This window comes from Sphingomonas sp. (assembly GCF_035555815.1).
Taxonomy (GTDB): domain Bacteria; phylum Pseudomonadota; class Alphaproteobacteria; order Sphingomonadales; family Sphingomonadaceae; genus Sphingomonas.
Genome location: NZ_DATMGG010000033.1, coordinates 1 through 15,444, shown reverse-complemented (window position 1 = coordinate 15,444; position 15,444 = coordinate 1). Strand labels below are relative to the sequence as shown.

Annotated in this window: 15 protein-coding genes and 2 pseudogenes; 8 read left to right on the top strand and 9 right to left on the bottom strand. The window is 68.5% G+C overall.

Annotation, left to right across the window (positions count from 1 at the left end; translation table 11 throughout):
* From VNR91_RS01970 to VNR91_RS01955, 4 genes and pseudogenes are all read right to left on the bottom strand, one after another.
* A pseudogene (locus tag VNR91_RS01970) lies at positions 1-236 on the bottom strand (hypothetical protein); the annotation flags it as partial.
* Positions 224-571 (bottom strand): hypothetical protein, encoded by a 348-nt coding sequence (locus tag VNR91_RS01965; protein ID WP_325489114.1) that lies wholly within the window; start codon positions 569-571, stop codon positions 224-226. The pseudogene VNR91_RS01970 and the gene VNR91_RS01965, both read right to left, overlap by 13 nt.
* 63 nt (positions 572-634) lie before the next feature.
* Positions 635-1,300, bottom strand: a complete 666-nt coding sequence (locus tag VNR91_RS01960) for an energy transducer TonB (protein ID WP_325489113.1) — start codon at positions 1,298-1,300, stop codon at positions 635-637.
* A 128-nt stretch (positions 1,301-1,428) separates the two neighbouring features.
* On the bottom strand, positions 1,429-2,754 hold the full coding sequence (locus tag VNR91_RS01955) for a glutamate--tRNA ligase (protein WP_325489112.1): 1,326 nt from the start codon (positions 2,752-2,754) through the stop codon (positions 1,429-1,431).
* A 121-nt stretch (positions 2,755-2,875) separates the two neighbouring features.
* Between VNR91_RS01955 and VNR91_RS01950 the strand changes: the two genes are divergently transcribed.
* Positions 2,876-3,811: a ribose-phosphate pyrophosphokinase gene (locus VNR91_RS01950; RefSeq protein WP_325489111.1), complete on the top strand. Its 936-nt coding sequence runs from the start codon at positions 2,876-2,878 to the stop codon at positions 3,809-3,811.
* Positions 3,812-3,836: 25 nt separating this feature from the next.
* Here the strand turns inward: VNR91_RS01950 and VNR91_RS01945 are convergent, their stop codons facing one another.
* Both VNR91_RS01945 and VNR91_RS01940 read right to left on the bottom strand, forming a co-directional pair.
* Positions 3,837-4,157 (bottom strand): PilZ domain-containing protein, encoded by a 321-nt coding sequence (locus VNR91_RS01945; protein ID WP_325489115.1) that lies wholly within the window; start codon positions 4,155-4,157, stop codon positions 3,837-3,839.
* Between the two features lie 67 nt (positions 4,158-4,224).
* Positions 4,225-4,719: a beta-carotene hydroxylase gene (locus tag VNR91_RS01940; RefSeq protein WP_325489110.1), complete on the bottom strand. Its 495-nt coding sequence runs from the start codon at positions 4,717-4,719 to the stop codon at positions 4,225-4,227.
* Between the two features lie 115 nt (positions 4,720-4,834).
* Between VNR91_RS01940 and sucC the strand changes: the two genes are divergently transcribed.
* The 5 genes from sucC (at position 4,835) to VNR91_RS01915 (ending at position 10,084) form a co-directional block, all read left to right on the top strand.
* Positions 4,835-6,034: an ADP-forming succinate--CoA ligase subunit beta gene (sucC, locus tag VNR91_RS01935; protein ID WP_325489109.1), complete on the top strand. Its 1,200-nt coding sequence runs from the start codon at positions 4,835-4,837 to the stop codon at positions 6,032-6,034.
* A gap of 44 nt (positions 6,035-6,078) precedes the next feature.
* On the top strand, positions 6,079-6,825 hold the full coding sequence (locus VNR91_RS01930) for an electron transfer flavoprotein subunit beta/FixA family protein (protein ID WP_325489108.1): 747 nt from the start codon (positions 6,079-6,081) through the stop codon (positions 6,823-6,825).
* Between the two features lie 111 nt (positions 6,826-6,936).
* Complete coding sequence (locus VNR91_RS01925; RefSeq protein ID WP_325489107.1) at positions 6,937-7,866, top strand: electron transfer flavoprotein subunit alpha/FixB family protein; 930 nt, start codon at positions 6,937-6,939, stop codon at positions 7,864-7,866.
* A gap of 204 nt (positions 7,867-8,070) precedes the next feature.
* Positions 8,071-8,619, top strand: coding sequence for an AAA family ATPase (locus VNR91_RS01920; RefSeq protein ID WP_325489106.1), 549 nt, complete (start codon positions 8,071-8,073; stop codon positions 8,617-8,619).
* Between the two features lie 211 nt (positions 8,620-8,830).
* On the top strand, positions 8,831-10,084 hold the full coding sequence (locus VNR91_RS01915) for a dipeptidase (protein ID WP_325489105.1): 1,254 nt from the start codon (positions 8,831-8,833) through the stop codon (positions 10,082-10,084).
* Here the strand turns inward: VNR91_RS01915 and nhaA are convergent.
* The 3 genes from nhaA to VNR91_RS01900 all read right to left on the bottom strand — a co-directional run bounded on the left by nhaA (position 10,068) and on the right by VNR91_RS01900 (position 13,211).
* A complete protein-coding gene (nhaA, locus tag VNR91_RS01910; protein WP_325489104.1) occupies positions 10,068-11,267 on the bottom strand; it encodes a Na+/H+ antiporter NhaA in 1,200 nt (399 codons plus the stop codon). The two genes, VNR91_RS01915 and nhaA, sit on opposite strands and share 17 nt — an antisense overlap.
* A 97-nt stretch (positions 11,268-11,364) precedes the next feature.
* Positions 11,365-12,957, bottom strand: a complete 1,593-nt coding sequence (locus VNR91_RS01905; protein ID WP_325489103.1) for a lysine--tRNA ligase — start codon at positions 12,955-12,957, stop codon at positions 11,365-11,367.
* Between the two features lie 59 nt (positions 12,958-13,016).
* On the bottom strand, positions 13,017-13,211 hold the full coding sequence (locus VNR91_RS01900) for a hypothetical protein (protein ID WP_325489102.1): 195 nt from the start codon (positions 13,209-13,211) through the stop codon (positions 13,017-13,019).
* A 127-nt stretch (positions 13,212-13,338) separates the two neighbouring features.
* Here VNR91_RS01900 and VNR91_RS01895 point away from each other — a divergent pair, with 127 nt between their 5' ends.
* Both VNR91_RS01895 and VNR91_RS01890 read left to right on the top strand, forming a co-directional pair.
* Entirely contained in the window at positions 13,339-13,740 is a 402-nt protein-coding gene (locus VNR91_RS01895) for a hypothetical protein (protein ID WP_325489101.1), read from the top strand.
* A 55-nt stretch (positions 13,741-13,795) separates the two neighbouring features.
* Positions 13,796-15,444, top strand: a pseudogene (locus VNR91_RS01890) (ATP-dependent DNA helicase); the annotation flags it as partial.

Below are 15,444 nucleotides of genomic sequence, written 5' to 3'. Positions count from 1 at the left end.
GCCAGCGCCATCGCCTCGGCATGGGGTCGCCCCCCCGGCTGGGTCCAGCCCCGCCCGATCACGATGCCGTCGCGCACGATCACGCAGCCGACGTTGGGGTTTGGCGCGGCCCGCCCACGCCCGCGCTCGCCCAGCGCCAGCGCGGCGTCCATCCAGCGGCGATCATCGTGCGACGGCGCGGCGCGGGGGAGCGCGCCGGCGCCCAGCCCCGACGACTCGCCGCTCAGAACCCCCATTTGGTGAGCTGGTCGTCGTATTTCTTGAACTGCGCCTGCCGTTCCTTCTGCCTGCGCTCCAGCTCGGCCTTCAGCGCCAGCTCCTTGGGCAGGTCGATCGCCTGCTGCGCGCGGATCTCCTCGTCGGAGCGGGTCAGCGGCCAGCTCTGGAAATAGGTGATCTCGCGCTTGTAGACGCGCTCCTCATGCGAATCGTGGATGAACCCCGCGATCAGCAGGGTGGTCATCACGATCGCCAGCGCCAGGAAGCCCAGCTCGTGGGGCCGCCGTGCCGACAGGAAGACGCGCAGATCCTGGATCGCGCGGAACGGGGAAAAGCGGGTGAGATAACGCATGCGGCCACCAACATAGGCGCCGGGGGCGCGACTAGCCACCCCCGGACGCCGATCAGGCCGGGCTCATTCGGTCAGCCGAAAGCGCAGCGACATCGTCTTCCAGCTTTCATAGGGCACGCCGTCGCGCGTCGCCGGCTTGAACCGCCAGCGCGCCATCGCCTGCCGCCTGGTCGCGCTGAAGAAGCTTTCACCGGGGCCGCTCACCGCCTCGAACGCCTTGACCCGGCCGTCGGTGCCGACCAGCACCTTGACCACCACCCGGCCCTCGATCCCGGCGCGGCGCATGTCGGGGGGATAATCGGGTTGAAGATCGGCGGCGTAGCGCGGATCGACATCCGCATCGACCGTCACCGGCGCCGGCCGGGGCGGGTCGACCGTGACGCTCCCCGCGCCGGTCCCGGTCAGCGCGACCGGGTCGCCGAGCACCAGCGGTTCGCTGGAACCGACCAGCGCATTGTCGTTCGGTACTGGGATGGTGACGACGGTCTTCGGCACATAGGTGTCGATCGGGCGCGCGGTCTCCGTCACCTTCTTCGCCTCCGGCGGGTTCGGCGGCGGGGGCGGCGGCTCGATCGGGATGTCGATGGTGTCGATCGTCCCCCAATCGGTGATCTTGCCGATTTCGGGCGCGGACCACACCAGCGCAGCAATCAGCGCGGCGTTGATGCCCACCGCCAGCGTCAATCCCGTCGGGCTCATCCTGCCGCGATTCATGCGATCTGCGTACATGGCTTCCTCTCCTTCACGTCGGGCGTTCCGGTGTCGGAGATGATACAACGTTACGAACGGGGCGCAATAGGGATAATATTACATCTCATTGACGATGGACGACGATGATTCGGCACTGCCGGCGTCGGTCAGCCGGCGGCGCGCAGGCGCTCGATCGCGCGGTCGCGGCCGATCAGCCGCGCCAGTGCGGCCATGTCGGGACCGTGGTCGCGCCCGGTCAACGCGCGGCGCAGCGGCAGGAACAGCGGCTTGCCCTTGCGCCCGGAGGCATCCTTCAGCGCGCCGGTCAGCGCGTGCCACGGGTCGGCCGACCAGTCGATCGACTCGGCGATCGCCGCCGCCTGGATCAGGAAATCGCGATCGGCGGGATCGGCGGTGGCGGCGACCGGCCCCTCGATCACCCCCCACCATTCGGCGGCGTCGGCGACCCGCTCGAGATTGGGCCGGATCGCGTCCCACGCCTCCGCGCCGATGCCGGCGGGCAGCCGTTCGCGCACCGCGTCATAGGGCAGCTGGTGGACGATCCGGGCGTTCACGCCCGCCAGTTCCGCCTCGTCGAACCGCGCCGGCGCGCGACCGAAATGGGCGAAGTCGAACCCGGCGACCAGCGGTGCGCGATCGACCAGCGGCTCGACCGGCTGGCTGGTCCCGATCCGCGCGAGCAGCGCGACTACGGCCTCCGGCTCGATCCCCGCTTCCCGGAAATGGTCGACGCCCAACGAGCCGAGCCGCTTGGACAGCTTGCCCTCGCTCCCAGTCAGCAGCGCCTCATGCGCGAAGGCCGGCGGCGCGGCGCCCAGCGCGCGGAACATGTCGATCTGCAACGCGGTGTTGGAGACGTGATCCTCGCCGCGCACGACATGGGTGATGCCCATGTCGATGTCGTCGATCACCGACGGCAGCAGGTAGAGCCACGATCCGTCGGCGCGACGCACCACCGGGTCGCTCATCGCCGCCGCCGCGAAATGCTGTGGCCCGCGGATCAGGTCGTCCCAATCCAGCGCGTCGCCGCCCAGCCGGAACCGCCAATGTGGCGTGCGCCCTTCCGCCTCCAGCGCCGCGCGCTCGTCCTCGCCCAGCGCCAGCGCGGCGCGGTCGTAGATCGGCGGCAGCCCGCGCCCGAGCAGGATCTTGCGCTTCAGTTCGAGTTCCTGCGCACTCTCATAGGCCGGGTAGACCCGCCCGGCCGCCTTCAGTTCTGCGAACCGCGCCTCATAGCGATCGAACCGCGCCGACTGGCGCTCCTCGCCATCGGGCACCAGCCCCAGCCAGTGCAGGTCGGCGCGGATCGACTCGACGAACCGCTCCTCCGACCGCGCGCGATCGGTATCGTCGATCCTGAGCAGGAACCGCCCGCCCTGCCGCCGCGCCCACATCCAGTTGTGGAGCGCGGTGCGGATATTGCCGACGTGGAGCGTGCCAGTCGGACTGGGCGCGAAACGGGTGACGATCATCGCGCCGCCCTACGCCAAGATCGCGCGACCGGGCAATTACGCGGACGCCATGACTCTTCCTCTTTGACGATTCGGTTACGCACCCTAAGAGCGCCTCATCCAGGGCGCAGCGAGAATCACGATGAAACTGTTGACGGGCAATTCCAACCTGCCGCTGGCGCAGGCGATCGCCGAATATTGCGAGATCCCGCTGACCAAGGCCAGCGTGCGCCGCTTCGCCGATGAGGAAGTGTTCGTCGAAATCCATGAGAACGTGCGCGGCGAGGACGTGTTCGTCCTGCAATCGACCTCCTACCCCGCCAACGACAACCTGATGGAATTGCTGATCATGATCGACGCGCTGCGGCGCGCGTCGGCGCGACGGATCACCGCGGTGCTCCCCTATTTCGGCTATGCCCGGCAGGACCGGAAGCCGGGCCCGCGCACCCCGATCTCGGCCAAGCTGGTCGCCAACCTGATCACCGTCGCCGGCGCCAACCGCGTGCTGTCGGTCGACCTTCACGCCGGGCAGATCCAGGGATTCTTCGACATACCGACCGACAATCTGTTCGGCGCGCCGGTGATGTCGGCCGATATCCGCAGCCGCTTTCCCGACCGCAACTGGATGGTGGTGTCGCCCGACGTCGGCGGCGTGGTGCGCGCGCGCGCGCTGTCGAAGCGACTCGACAACGCCCCGCTGGCGATCGTCGACAAGCGGCGTGAGCGCGCCGGCGAATCGGAAGTGATGAACATCATCGGCGACGTCGAGGGGCGTTTCTGCATCCTGATCGACGACATCGTCGATTCGGCTGGAACGCTGTGCAACGCCGCCGCCGCGCTGAAGACGGCCGGGGCGGAAGGCGTGGTCGCCTATGTCACCCACGGCGTGCTGTCGGGCGGCGCGGTGGCCCGCGTCCAGGGATCGGCGCTGGAGGAACTGGTCATCACCGATTCGATCGGCAACCATGACGTGATCGCCAGCGCGGACAAGGTCCGCCACCTCACCATCGCCCCGCTGCTGGCCGAGGCGATCAAGCGCATCGCGGACGAATCCTCGGTGTCGAGCCTGTTCGACTGAGGAAAACATTTGGGCGCCGGGTGGCCTAACGCCCCGCCTCGACGATATGCTCGAACACCGCCGGGTGCAGCGGCTGGACGAATCGCGCGCCGAACTGGTCGCCGCGCCGCCACACCACCACCGTCTCCAGCCCGCTCAGCCCCGGCAGCGTGACCCACACCGTGGCGCCGACGCGCAGGTGGAGCGCGGTCTCGCCGCGAAGGCCGGTGATCGACAGGTCGTGCACCAGAATGTCGAAACGCACGGCCGCGCCCTCGCGCAGCCGCGCCTTGAACCGCACCGGCTTACGTAACGTCGCGCGCACTTCCTGCGGCGCGGCGCGGCGCGTGCGTGCCTCGGGGAGCATGGTCACCACGCCACATAGTCGCAGATCAGGCTTAATAAACCGCGAATCAGCCACTTAGGTGTTCAAACTAGCGCGGCCGGCGCAATCCCGTCCCGCGCCCGCGCCGCAGCGCCGCCTTCAGCACGTCGGGTCGCGGCGCCCACAGGAAGCCGAAGCTCACCGCCCCCCGGCGGGTCTCGACCGCGTGGTGCAGCCGGTGCGCCTGGACGATCCGCTTCAGATAGCGCCCGCGCGGCAGCCAGCGCAGCGGCAGGCGGCGGTGGACGATGACGTCGTGAAATCCGAAATAGATCGCGCCATAGGCGGCGATGCCCGCTCCGATCCACGTCCAGCCCGGCCACCAACCCCACCGTACGCCTCCCGCCAGCAGCACGATCGACGGGATCGCGAAGATCACCGCGTAGAGGTCGTTCCACTCGAACATGCCGGTGCGCGGCCGGTGGTGGCTGGCGTGCAATACCCAGCCAGGCCCGTGCATAACCCAGCGGTGCATGACATAGGCGAAACCCTCCATGCCGATCACGGTGGCGATAAACAGCGACAGGCCGGCAATCAGGTGCATCGCGCTCCTATATAGCCCGTCTTTACCGCAGCGCGACATAGGCAGGGTGGATTCACCCGCCACGCTGTGCTTTAGGCACTCGCAAATCCTTCCCAGATCTCGAAACGAGGCGCCCGTGAACATCCACGAATACCAGGCCAAGGAACTGCTCGCGAAATTCGGAGTCCCCGTCCCCGCCGGCTTTGCCGCGCTGAGCGTCGACGAGGCGGTCGAAGCGTCAAAGAAGCTGCCGGGACCGCTCTATGTGGTGAAGGCGCAGATCCACGCCGGCGGGCGCGGCAAGGGCAAGTTCAAGGAACTCGGCCCCGACGCCAAGGGCGGCGTCCGCCTCGCCCGCACCGACGATGAGGTCCGCGCGGCGGCGACAGACATGCTCGGCAACACGCTGGTGACGATCCAGACCGGCGAGTATGGCAAGCAGGTCAACCGTCTGTACGTCACCGACGGCGTCGATATCGCCAAGGAATTCTACCTGGCGCTGCTGGTCGACCGCGCCAACGGCCGTGTCGCCTTTGTCGTCTCGACCGAGGGCGGGATGGATATCGAAACCGTCGCGCACGATACGCCGGAGAAGATCCACACCTTCGACGTCGATCCCGCGACCGGCTTCATGCCGCATCACGGCCGCGCCGTCGCCAACGCGCTGGGGCTGACCGGCGATCTCGCCAAGCAGGCGCAGAGCCTCGCCTCGAAGGTGTATGACGCCTTCCTCGGCACCGACGCCAGCCAGATCGAGATCAACCCGCTTGCCGTCACCGACGACAACAAGCTGCTGGTGCTCGATGCCAAGGTCGGCTTCGACGGCAACGCGCTGTTCCGCCACAAGGACCTGATCGAGCTGCGCGACGAGACCGAGGAGGATCCGGCCGAGCTGGAGGCCTCCAAGTACGACCTGGCCTATATCAAGCTCGACGGCGACATCGGCTGCATGGTCAACGGCGCCGGGCTGGCGATGGCGACGATGGACATCATCAAGCTCAACGGCATGTTCCCGGCCAACTTCCTCGACGTCGGCGGCGGCGCGAGCAAGGAGAAGGTGACGGCGGCGTTCAAGATCATCCTGAGCGATCCCGCCGTGAAGGGCATCCTGGTCAACATCTTTGGCGGGATCATGAAGTGCGACATCATCGCCGCGGGCATCGTCGCCGCCGCCAAGGAGGTGAACCTGAGCGTGCCGCTGGTGGTTCGCCTCGAGGGGACCAACGTTGAGGAAGGCAAGGCCATCCTCGCCGGTTCCGGCCTCGCCATCGTTCCCGCGAACGACCTGGGCGACGCCGCGCGCAAGATCGTCGCCGAGGTGAAGCAGGCCGCCTGAACCACCCTCCCCAGGGACGGTTCCGAAGCTACGGAGAGAAGCCAATGAAGGTCTTGGTGCCGGTCAAGCGGGTGCTTGACTACAATGTGAAGCCCCGCGTGAAGGCGGACGGGACGGGGGTCGATCTGGCCAACGTCAAGATGAGCATGAACCCGTTCGACGAGATCGCGGTCGAGGAAGCGATCCGCCTGAAGGAAAAGGGCGTGGTCACCGAGATCGTGGTGGTGTCGGTCGGCGAAGCGAAGGCGCAGGAAACGCTGCGCACCGCGCTGGCGATGGGTGCCGACCGCGCGATCCATGTCGTCTCGGACGAGAAGGTCGAGCCGCTGGGCGTGGCCAAGCTGCTCAAGGCGATCGCCGACGAGGAGCAGCCGGGCCTGGTCATCCTGGGCAAGCAGGCGATCGACGACGACAACAACCAGACCGGCCAGATGCTGGGCGCGCTGACCGGCTGGGGCCAGGCGACGTTCGCGTCCAAGGTCGAGCTGGCCGCCGACTCGGTCACCGTGACGCGCGAGGTCGACGGCGGATCGGAGACCGAGAAGCTCACGCTGCCGGCGATCGTCACCACCGACCTGCGCCTCAACGAGCCGCGCTATGCCTCGCTGCCCAACATCATGAAGGCCAAGTCGAAGCCGCTGGCGCAGAAGACCGCCGCCGATTACGGCGTCGACGTCAGCCCGCGCCTGACCACGCTCAAGGTGGTCGAGCCGCCGAAGCGCACCGCCGGCGTCAAGGTCGCCGATGTCGATGAGCTGGTGGCAAAGCTCAAGGCGCTGGGCGTCGCGTAATAATCCAACCTCCGTTCGCCGTGAGCTTGTCGAAGGGCCGCACTTTCAACGGATGAAGAAAGGGCGGGGCTTCGACAGGCTCAGCCCGAACGGATTGAGAAGGACGGGAATATGAAGACTCTGGTTTGGGTCGAACACGACGGCAGCGCCGTCAAGGACGCCACGCTGGCCGTGGTCACGGCCGCGGCGAAGCTGGGCGAGGTCCACCTGCTCGTCGCGGGGCAGGGCGTCGGCGGCGTCGCCGACGAGGCCGCGAAGATCGCGGGCGTGGGCAAGGTCCATGTCGCCGACGACGCCGCCTATGCCCATGCGCTGGCCGAGAATGTCGCGCCGCTGGTGGCGAAGCTGATGGACAGCCATGACGCGGTGCTGTTCCCGGCGACCAGCAACGGCAAGAACATCGCGCCGCGCGTCGCAGCACTGCTCGACGTGATGCAGATCAGCGACATCCTGTCGGTCGAGGGTGAGGACAGCTTCACCCGCCCGATCTACGCCGGCAACGCGATCGCCACCGTCCAGACCAAGGACGCGAAGAAGGTCATCACCGTGCGCGGCACCGCGTTCGACAAGGCGGCGGCGACCGGCGGATCGGGCACGATCGAAGCGGTCGCGACCACCGGCGACGCGGGCGTGTCGACCTATGTCGGCAGCGAGATCGCCAAGTCCGAGCGCCCCGAGCTGACCAGCGCGAAGATCATCGTGTCGGGTGGTCGCGCGCTGCAGAACAGCGAGAACTTCCATTCGATCATCGAGCCGCTGGCGGACAAGCTGGGCGCGGGCGTCGGCGCATCGCGCGCGGCGGTCGATGCGGGCTATGTGCCCAACGACTATCAGGTCGGCCAGACCGGCAAGATCGTCGCCCCCGAAGTGTACATCGCGGTCGGCATCTCCGGCGCGATCCAGCACCTTGCCGGCATGAAAGACTCCAAGACCATCATCGCCATCAACAAGGACGAGGACGCCCCCATCTTCCAGGTCGCCGACATCGGCCTCGTCGGCGACCTCTTCAAAATCGTCCCGGAACTCACCGAAAAGCTGTGACGCGATGGCGCCGACGCGCCTGACGCTGGATAAGGACGGGCGGCGCTCTTCGGGGGTGCCGCCCTTTCTGTTGTCGAACCTTGGAAACACGCTCCGGAAACACTCTTCGCTGGAATTGCACGGCCGCGCGCGGGCGCCCCGCCAAGCGCTTCAAGTCGACCGTTTGGCGACGCGACTGCCGCCGAAGCTGAAGGGGCGTGACCTGTGACCCAGACTGACCGCCTCCACATCATCACCGGCGGCCCCGGATCGGGCAAGTCGACGCTGATCGACGCGCTCGCCGCCGCCGGCATCGCCACCAGCCCGGAAGTCGGGCGCGCCGTCATCAAGGAACAGCTCGCCAGGGGCGGCAATGCGCTGCCGTGGGGCGACGAGCTCGCCTTTGCCGAGGAGATGATCGGGCGGGATATCGCGGCGCATGCCACCGCGCTGGCGACCGGGGCGGTGACGGTGATGGATCGGGGGGTGCCCGACGTGGTCGGTTTCCTGCGGGTCTCGCGCCTGCCCGTCCCGCCGCACATCGACGCCGCCGCGCGCGAAGTGCGCTACAACCCCCGCGCCTTCATCGCGCCGTTCTGGGCGGAGATCTACGCGCACGATCCCGAACGCAGGCAATCGCCCGCGCTGGCCCAGGGGACACACGCGGTGATGATCGCGACCTACCGCGACTATGGCTATACGCTGGTCGAACTGCCGCGCGTGAGCGTCGCAGAGCGGGTGGCGTTCGTGCGGGCCGCGATCGCGCGCGGGTGACGCGGCGCCCGCAATACTGGGAAGCCCCGCCACTCACGCGGCAGGGCTTCCGGGAGCGGACCGTCGGCAGCAGCCTTCGATCCGCCAAACTCGCTCGTTCTCTCGTCCAAGCGGGGCACAAACGCCCCCGTTGCGGAAACGGTTCCCAGCTAACAAACGCCTTTCCTAGCGGATGCGAACATGCTCCAGTCGCGCAGGAGGGGAATTTGCCATGAATATCGCGTTGATCTCGCTGCTGCTCGGCCAGGCCGCCGCCCCCGCCGCACCCCCCATCGCCGATCCCGCCGCGCTGGCACGGGCCGACCGGGTGCTCGCCGCCGCGCCGATCATCGACGGCCACAATGACCTGCCGTGGGAAATCCGGGAGAAATTCGCGGCGAAGGTCGAATCGGTCGATCTGACCAGGGATACCTCGACGCTGCCCCTGCCACTCCAGACCGATATCCCCAGGCTGCGCAAGGGCCATGTCGGCGGGCAATTCTGGTCGGTCTACATCCCCGCCGAGGTGACCGGCCCACGCGCGGTCGAGATGACGCTGGAGGAGATCGACATCGTCCGCCGCTTCGTCGCCGCCAATCCGGGCGCGTTCGAGATGGCGACCACCGCCGCCGACATCCGCCGCATCCAGAAGGCGGGGCGGATCGCCTCGCTGCTGGGAGTCGAGGGCGGGCACCAGATCGACGGCAGGCTGTCGATCCTGCGCCAGTACAAGGCGCTGGGCGTCGGTTACATGACGCTGACCCACTCGAAGAGCCTCGAGTGGGCCGACAGCTCGACCGACGCGCCGCGCGCAAACGGGCTGAACGATTTCGGGCTTCAAGTGGTGGCGGAGATGAACCGGCTTGGCATGATCGTCGACGTCAGCCACGTCGCCGACAGCACGATGGCGGCGGCGATCCGGGCGAGCAAGGCGCCGGTGATGGCGTCGCATTCCTCGGCGCTGGCGCTCGATGATCGCCCCCGCAACATCTCCGACGCCCTGCTCGCGGCGATCGCGGCCAATGGCGGCGTGGTGATGGTCAATTTCTATCCCGCGTTCCTCTCCCCCCAATGGAACGCCTGGGACCGGGAACGGGGCGCGTTCGCCCGATCGGTGGGGGTGCCCTCGGACGGCTATGGCGACAAGGCCCCGGTCGTGCTCGCCGCCTGGGACAAGGATCACCCCGAACCGCGTGTCACCGCCGCGACCGTCGCCGACCATATCGACCATATCGCGCGGGTGGCGGGCAAGGATCACGTCGGCATCGGCGCCGACCTCGACGGCATCGGCGGTACCGGGCCGGAGGGGCTGAAGGGCGTCGATGGCTATCCGCTGGTGTTCGCCGAACTGATCCGCCGCGGCTGGAGCGACGCCGACCTGGCGAAGCTGGCGCAGGGCAACATCCTGCGGGTGATGGAGCGGGTCGAGGCGGTGGCGAAGGGGATGGCAGGCCAGCCCCCGGTGGATGCTACCGCGCGGGAGTGACGGGTGCGCCGCGCGGCGCGAGCCGCAGCACCGCCGCGCCGGCCAGCGCCGACAGCAGCGATCCGGCGAGCACGCCGATCTTGACCTGATCCTGCACGCCCGGATCGGCGAAGGCGAGGCCGCCGATGAACAGGCTCATGGTGAAGCCGATGCCGGCGATCAGCGCCATGCCATAGATCTGCCACCAACCGCCGCCCGGTCGCTCGGCGATCCGCAGCTTCACCGCCAGCGCGATCGCGCCGAAGATGCCGGCCTGCTTGCCGACGAACAGCCCGAGCAGGATCGCCAGCACCAGCGGGTCGCCCAGCGTCGCGAGCGACACCCCCGCCAGCGACACCCCGGCGTTGGCGAAACCGAACAGCGGCACGATGCCGAACGCCACCCACGGATGAAGGCCGTGCTCGAGCCGAAGCAGGGGGGATCTGGCTCCGTCGCTCGCGGCGCCGGCCGGGATGGTCAACGCCGCCAGCACACCGGCCACCGTGGCGTGGACGCCCGATGCCAGCACCTCCAGCCACAGCAGGACGAACGCGATCAGATAGGGCCACAGCTGCCGGACGCCGACGCGGTTCATCGCCACCATCGCGATCAGCACGAACCCGGCGCGGGTCAGCGCGTCGATATCGAGCGAGTCGGTATAGCCGACCGCGATGATCGCCACCGCGCCGATATCGTCGACGATCGCGATGGCGGTCAGCAACAGCTTGATCGACGCCGGCACGCGGCGCCCGAGCAGCGCGAGCACGCCGATGGCGAAGGCGATGTCGGTCGCGGCGGGGATCGCCCAGCCGCGATGCAGCGCGGGGTGGCCGCCGGCGACGGCGAAATAGACCGCCATCGGCGCCAGCATTCCCGCCGCCGCCGCGATCATCGGCAATCGGCGCTGCGCCGGGGTCGCCAGCGCGCCGCCCGCGACCTCACGCTTGATCTCCAGCCCGACCAGCAGGAAGAACAGCGCCATCAGCGCGTCGTTGATCCACAGATGGACGCTCATCGGGCCGATCTTCGGCGCAAGCACCGGCCCGGTCTGGAAATGCAGGGCGGCGAAATAGGCGCTGGCCAGCGGGGAATTGGCGACGATCAGCGCTACCGCCGCCGCCGCCATCAGCAGGATGCCGCCCGCCGCCTCCGTCGCGAAGAATTCTCGTGTCGCCGAACCGGCGCGATTAAGCGAACGACGCACTATAACCCTCGTTCGTGCTGAGCCTGTCGAAGCACCGTTCTTTTCCTTCGCACCGGCAGAAAGAAGGACGGTGCTTCGACAGGCTCAGCACGAACGGTCATTGGGGCCGGGCCAGGGCGTCCGCAATCAACTTGCGGCTGTTGGCGATGCCGTACAGCTTGATGAAGCTGCCCATGCGCGGCCCCTGCGACGACCCCAGCAGCGTTTCGTACAGCGCCTTGAACCAGTCGCGCAGCTCGGCGAAATCGCCGGTCTTGCCGATCTCGTAGACGATGTTCTGGATGTCCTCGGCGCTGGCATCCTCGGGCAGCGCCGCCAGGTCGGCGTCGAGCCGCTCCAGCGCCGCCACCTCGACGCCGGCCGGCGCTCGGCGCACCAGCGTCGGGGCGACGAAATCGCGGGCGTAGGCCAGCGCATAATCGATCAGTCGGTCCAGCTCCGGCTGGCTCTCCGGCGTCGCGTCGGGCACATAGTTGCGCAGATAGCCCCACACCTGATCCTTGGTCGCCTCACCCATTACCCCGACCAGGTTGAGCAGCAGGCCGAACGTCACCGGCAGCGTCCCGTCGGGCAGCCTGCCGTCGTGGATGTGGTGGACGGGGTTGCCCAGCCGTTCCTTGATCGTCTGGTTCGGGTAATTGCCGCGGAACTGCCAATATTCGTCGACCGCGCGCGGGATCACGCCGAAATGCAGCGACTTCGCCTTCTTCGGCTCGCGATAGGCGAAAAAGGCGAGGCTCTCGTCGGGGCCATAGGTCAGCCATTGTTCGATCGACAGGCCGTTGCCCTTGGACTTGGAGATCTTCTCGCCCTTCTCGTCGAGGAACATCTCGTAGTTGAAGCCCTCGGGCGGGCGACCGCCGAGCACGCGCGCGATCTTTGACGACTGGGTGACCGAATCGATCAGATCCTTGCCCGCCATCTCGTAATCGACGCCCAGCGCGACCCAGCGCATCGCCCAGTCGACCTTCCATTGCAGCTTCGCGAGGCCGCCCAGCGCGGACTGGACGATCCGATGCCCGTCATCCTCGAACGCGATCGTGCCGGCGTCGGCATCGATCACCTCGATCGGCACCTGCAACACGATCCCCGTCGTCGGACTGATCGGCAGCACCGGCGAATAGGTGGCGGCGCGCTCGGCGCGCAGCGTCGGCAGCATCACGTCCTGGATCGCGGCGAAGTGGCGCAGCACGCCCTTCAGCGCATCATCGAACCGACCCGAGGTGTAATAGTCGGTCGACGACGCGAACTCGTAATCGAACCCGAACCGGTCGAGGAATTCGCGCAGCGTCGCGTTGTTGTGGTGCGCGAAGCTCTCGTACTTGCCGAACGGATCGGGGATGCGCGTCAGCGGCTTGCCAATGTGCTCGGCCAGCATCGCCTTGTTCGGCACATTGTCGGGCACCTTGCGCAGCCCGTCCATGTCGTCGCTGAACGCGATCAGCCGGGTCGGCGTGTCGGACAGCGCGTGAAAGGCGTTGCGCACCATCGTCGTGCGCAGCACCTCGTTGAACGTGCCGATGTGCGGAAGTCCCGACGGGCCGTAGCCGGTCTCGAACACGATCGCGTCGGACTGCCCATCCTTTACCGGCTTGCCGCCGGGCCAGCGCTTGAGCAGCTTGCGCGCCTCTTCATAGGGCCAGGCCTTGGAGTCGAGCGCGGCGGCGCGCAGTTCGGGAGTGACGGTCATGATCGCGCGCGTCTAGCGAAGCGTGGCGCCATGCGCCAGCTTCGCCGCATCGCGATCGATCAGCGACGGCCCTTAAACGTGCTCAGCAGCGTGGCACCGACCAGCCCGACCAGCGCGGCACTCGTCCATGGCCGTGCCTTGGCAAAGCTCTTCGCCTTTTCGGTGAGCGGCGCGTCGCCGGAGAAATGCTCGCGGATGTCGTCGGCGAGTGCGGTCTTCCCGTTCGAAGTCTCCGGTGCGGACGCGTCGGTCATTGGATGAAATCTCCTGTCGGCGCGAAATGCGCGCTCCACCAACGCACGATCGCCGATCTGGTGCCATCGCGCCAGCCGGGACGATCGCGAGTTGCACGACGCCGGCTCCTGCGCCAGCATCCGGGCCATGCGATTGCAACGCCTGGCCTGGGGAAGTGCGCGCGTCCTGTTCGGGCTATTCTTCCTCTATGCGCCGATCATGATCATGATCGAATTCGGCGGCAATCACCCGCCCGAAACCGTCGCTGCCGCCGCCCATTTCACCGAGGCGCTGACCGCGACCCGGTTCATGAACCCGGCGCTGATCGCGGTGCTGCTGGCCGGCGGCGCGGCGATGCTGCTCGACCGATCGGCACCGGTCGGGCTGTTGCTGCTGGCGCCGCCGATCTTCGTCATCGCCGGTTTCCACTGGTTCCTGACCGGCAGCTATCTGTGGGGGAGCATCTGGCCGCTGTGGTGGGCGGTGCTGGCGTGGCACTATCGCCACGTGTTCGCCCGATTGTGGGAACGGCGCGGCGCCGGCGGCTGACCGCAAGGGCGCAATCCATCGTTGCCATTCTGTTCCCACTCCGCGACAAGGCGCCGTGGCCCTTCCCTACCCCGCCCTTCACGCCAGCCACGGCGGCATCTGGATCGCCGACGGCGACGGCCCGCGCGCGATCGGGCGCGGCGAGGCGATCCGCGTCGCCGCCGACACCCCCACGATTCTGCTTGGCGCGCCTTTGGTCGGGCAGCGGCTCGGCCACCCGGAACTGTCGGGGCTCGACCTGCTCGAACTGTTCGCCTTCGTCCGCCCCGCGGTGTTCGCGGTGCCGACGCCCAAGGGGCTGGCGCAGGCGCTTGCCATCGATCCGCCCGCCGACGACGCCGCCGTCGCGCCGTTCCTGATCCGCGCGGCAGAGGCGCTGCTTGACCTGCTCGCCACCGACTGGCCCGAACGCGAGGGGGCATGGAACGCCGCGCAGAGCCTGGCGCGGCTGCGCTGGCCATGGGCGCCGCCGGTCGGCGCCCGGCTGACGCGGCCCGAGCGGGCGGAGCGCTGGCTGTTCTCTCGCCTGCCCGAATGGAACGAAGCGGCGGCGCGGCCGGCGCCGCGCACGGTGACGATCGACGATGCGGACGTCGCCGCGCGGCTGACGATGCTGACCGGAGCGGGGGCCGAACGCCGGGACGGCCAGCGCGCCTATGCCGGTGCCGCCACGCGCGCCTTTGCCCCGCGCATGATGCGCGACTCGCCCAATCTGGTGCTGGCGGAGGCGGGAACCGGGATCGGCAAGACGCTGGGCTATCTCGCCCCGGCGTCGCTGTGGGCGGAACAGGCGGGCGGCGCGGTGTGGGTATCGACCTTTACCAAGGCGCTGCAACGCCAGCTCGCGCACGAAACGGCGCGGCTCTATCCCGACGCGCGCATCCGCAACGCTCGCGTCGTCACCCGCAAGGGGCGCGAGAACTACCTGTGCCTGCTCAATCTGGAGGATGCGCTGCAGGGCGGGTTCGCGGGGCGCGCGGCGATCCTGGCGCAACTGGTCGCGCGCTGGGCGGCGTACAGCGCCGATGGCGACATGATCGGCGGCGACCTGCCCGGCTGGCTGCCGACGCTGTTCCGCCGCAACGGATCGACCGCGCTGACCGACCGGCGGGGCGAGTGCATCTATGCCGGCTGCCCGCACTATCGGAAATGCTTCATCGAACGCGCCGCGCGCGCCAGCGCGGAGGCCGATATCGTCATCGCCAACCACGCGCTGGTGATGGTCAACGCGGCCCGCGGGCGGGAAATGGCGAGCCGCCCGACGCGCTATGTGTTCGATGAGGGGCATCACCTGTTCGACGCCGCCGATTCGATGTTCGCCGCCGCGCTGACCGGTGCGGAATCGATCGAGATCCGCCGCTGGGTGACCGGACCGGAGGGAACGTCGCGCGGGCGGCGGCGCGGGCTGGCGGCGCGGCTGAGCGATGTCGCCAGCTATGACGAGGAGGGCGCGCGCGCGATCCACGACGCGGTCGAGGCAGCACGGGCGCTACCGTCGGACGGCTGGCTGGCGCGGCTGGCGGAGGGCGCGCCGTTCGGGCCGATCGAGACGCTGCTCGGCGCGGTGCGCGGTCTGGTCTATGCGCGCGCGGCCAAGGCGGAGGACGCCGGCTACGGGCTGGAGACCGAACTGGCCGAACCCGATGCCGCGCTGGTCGAGGCGGCGGGGCCGGCGAGCGCCGCGCTCGATGCGCTGGTGCGGCC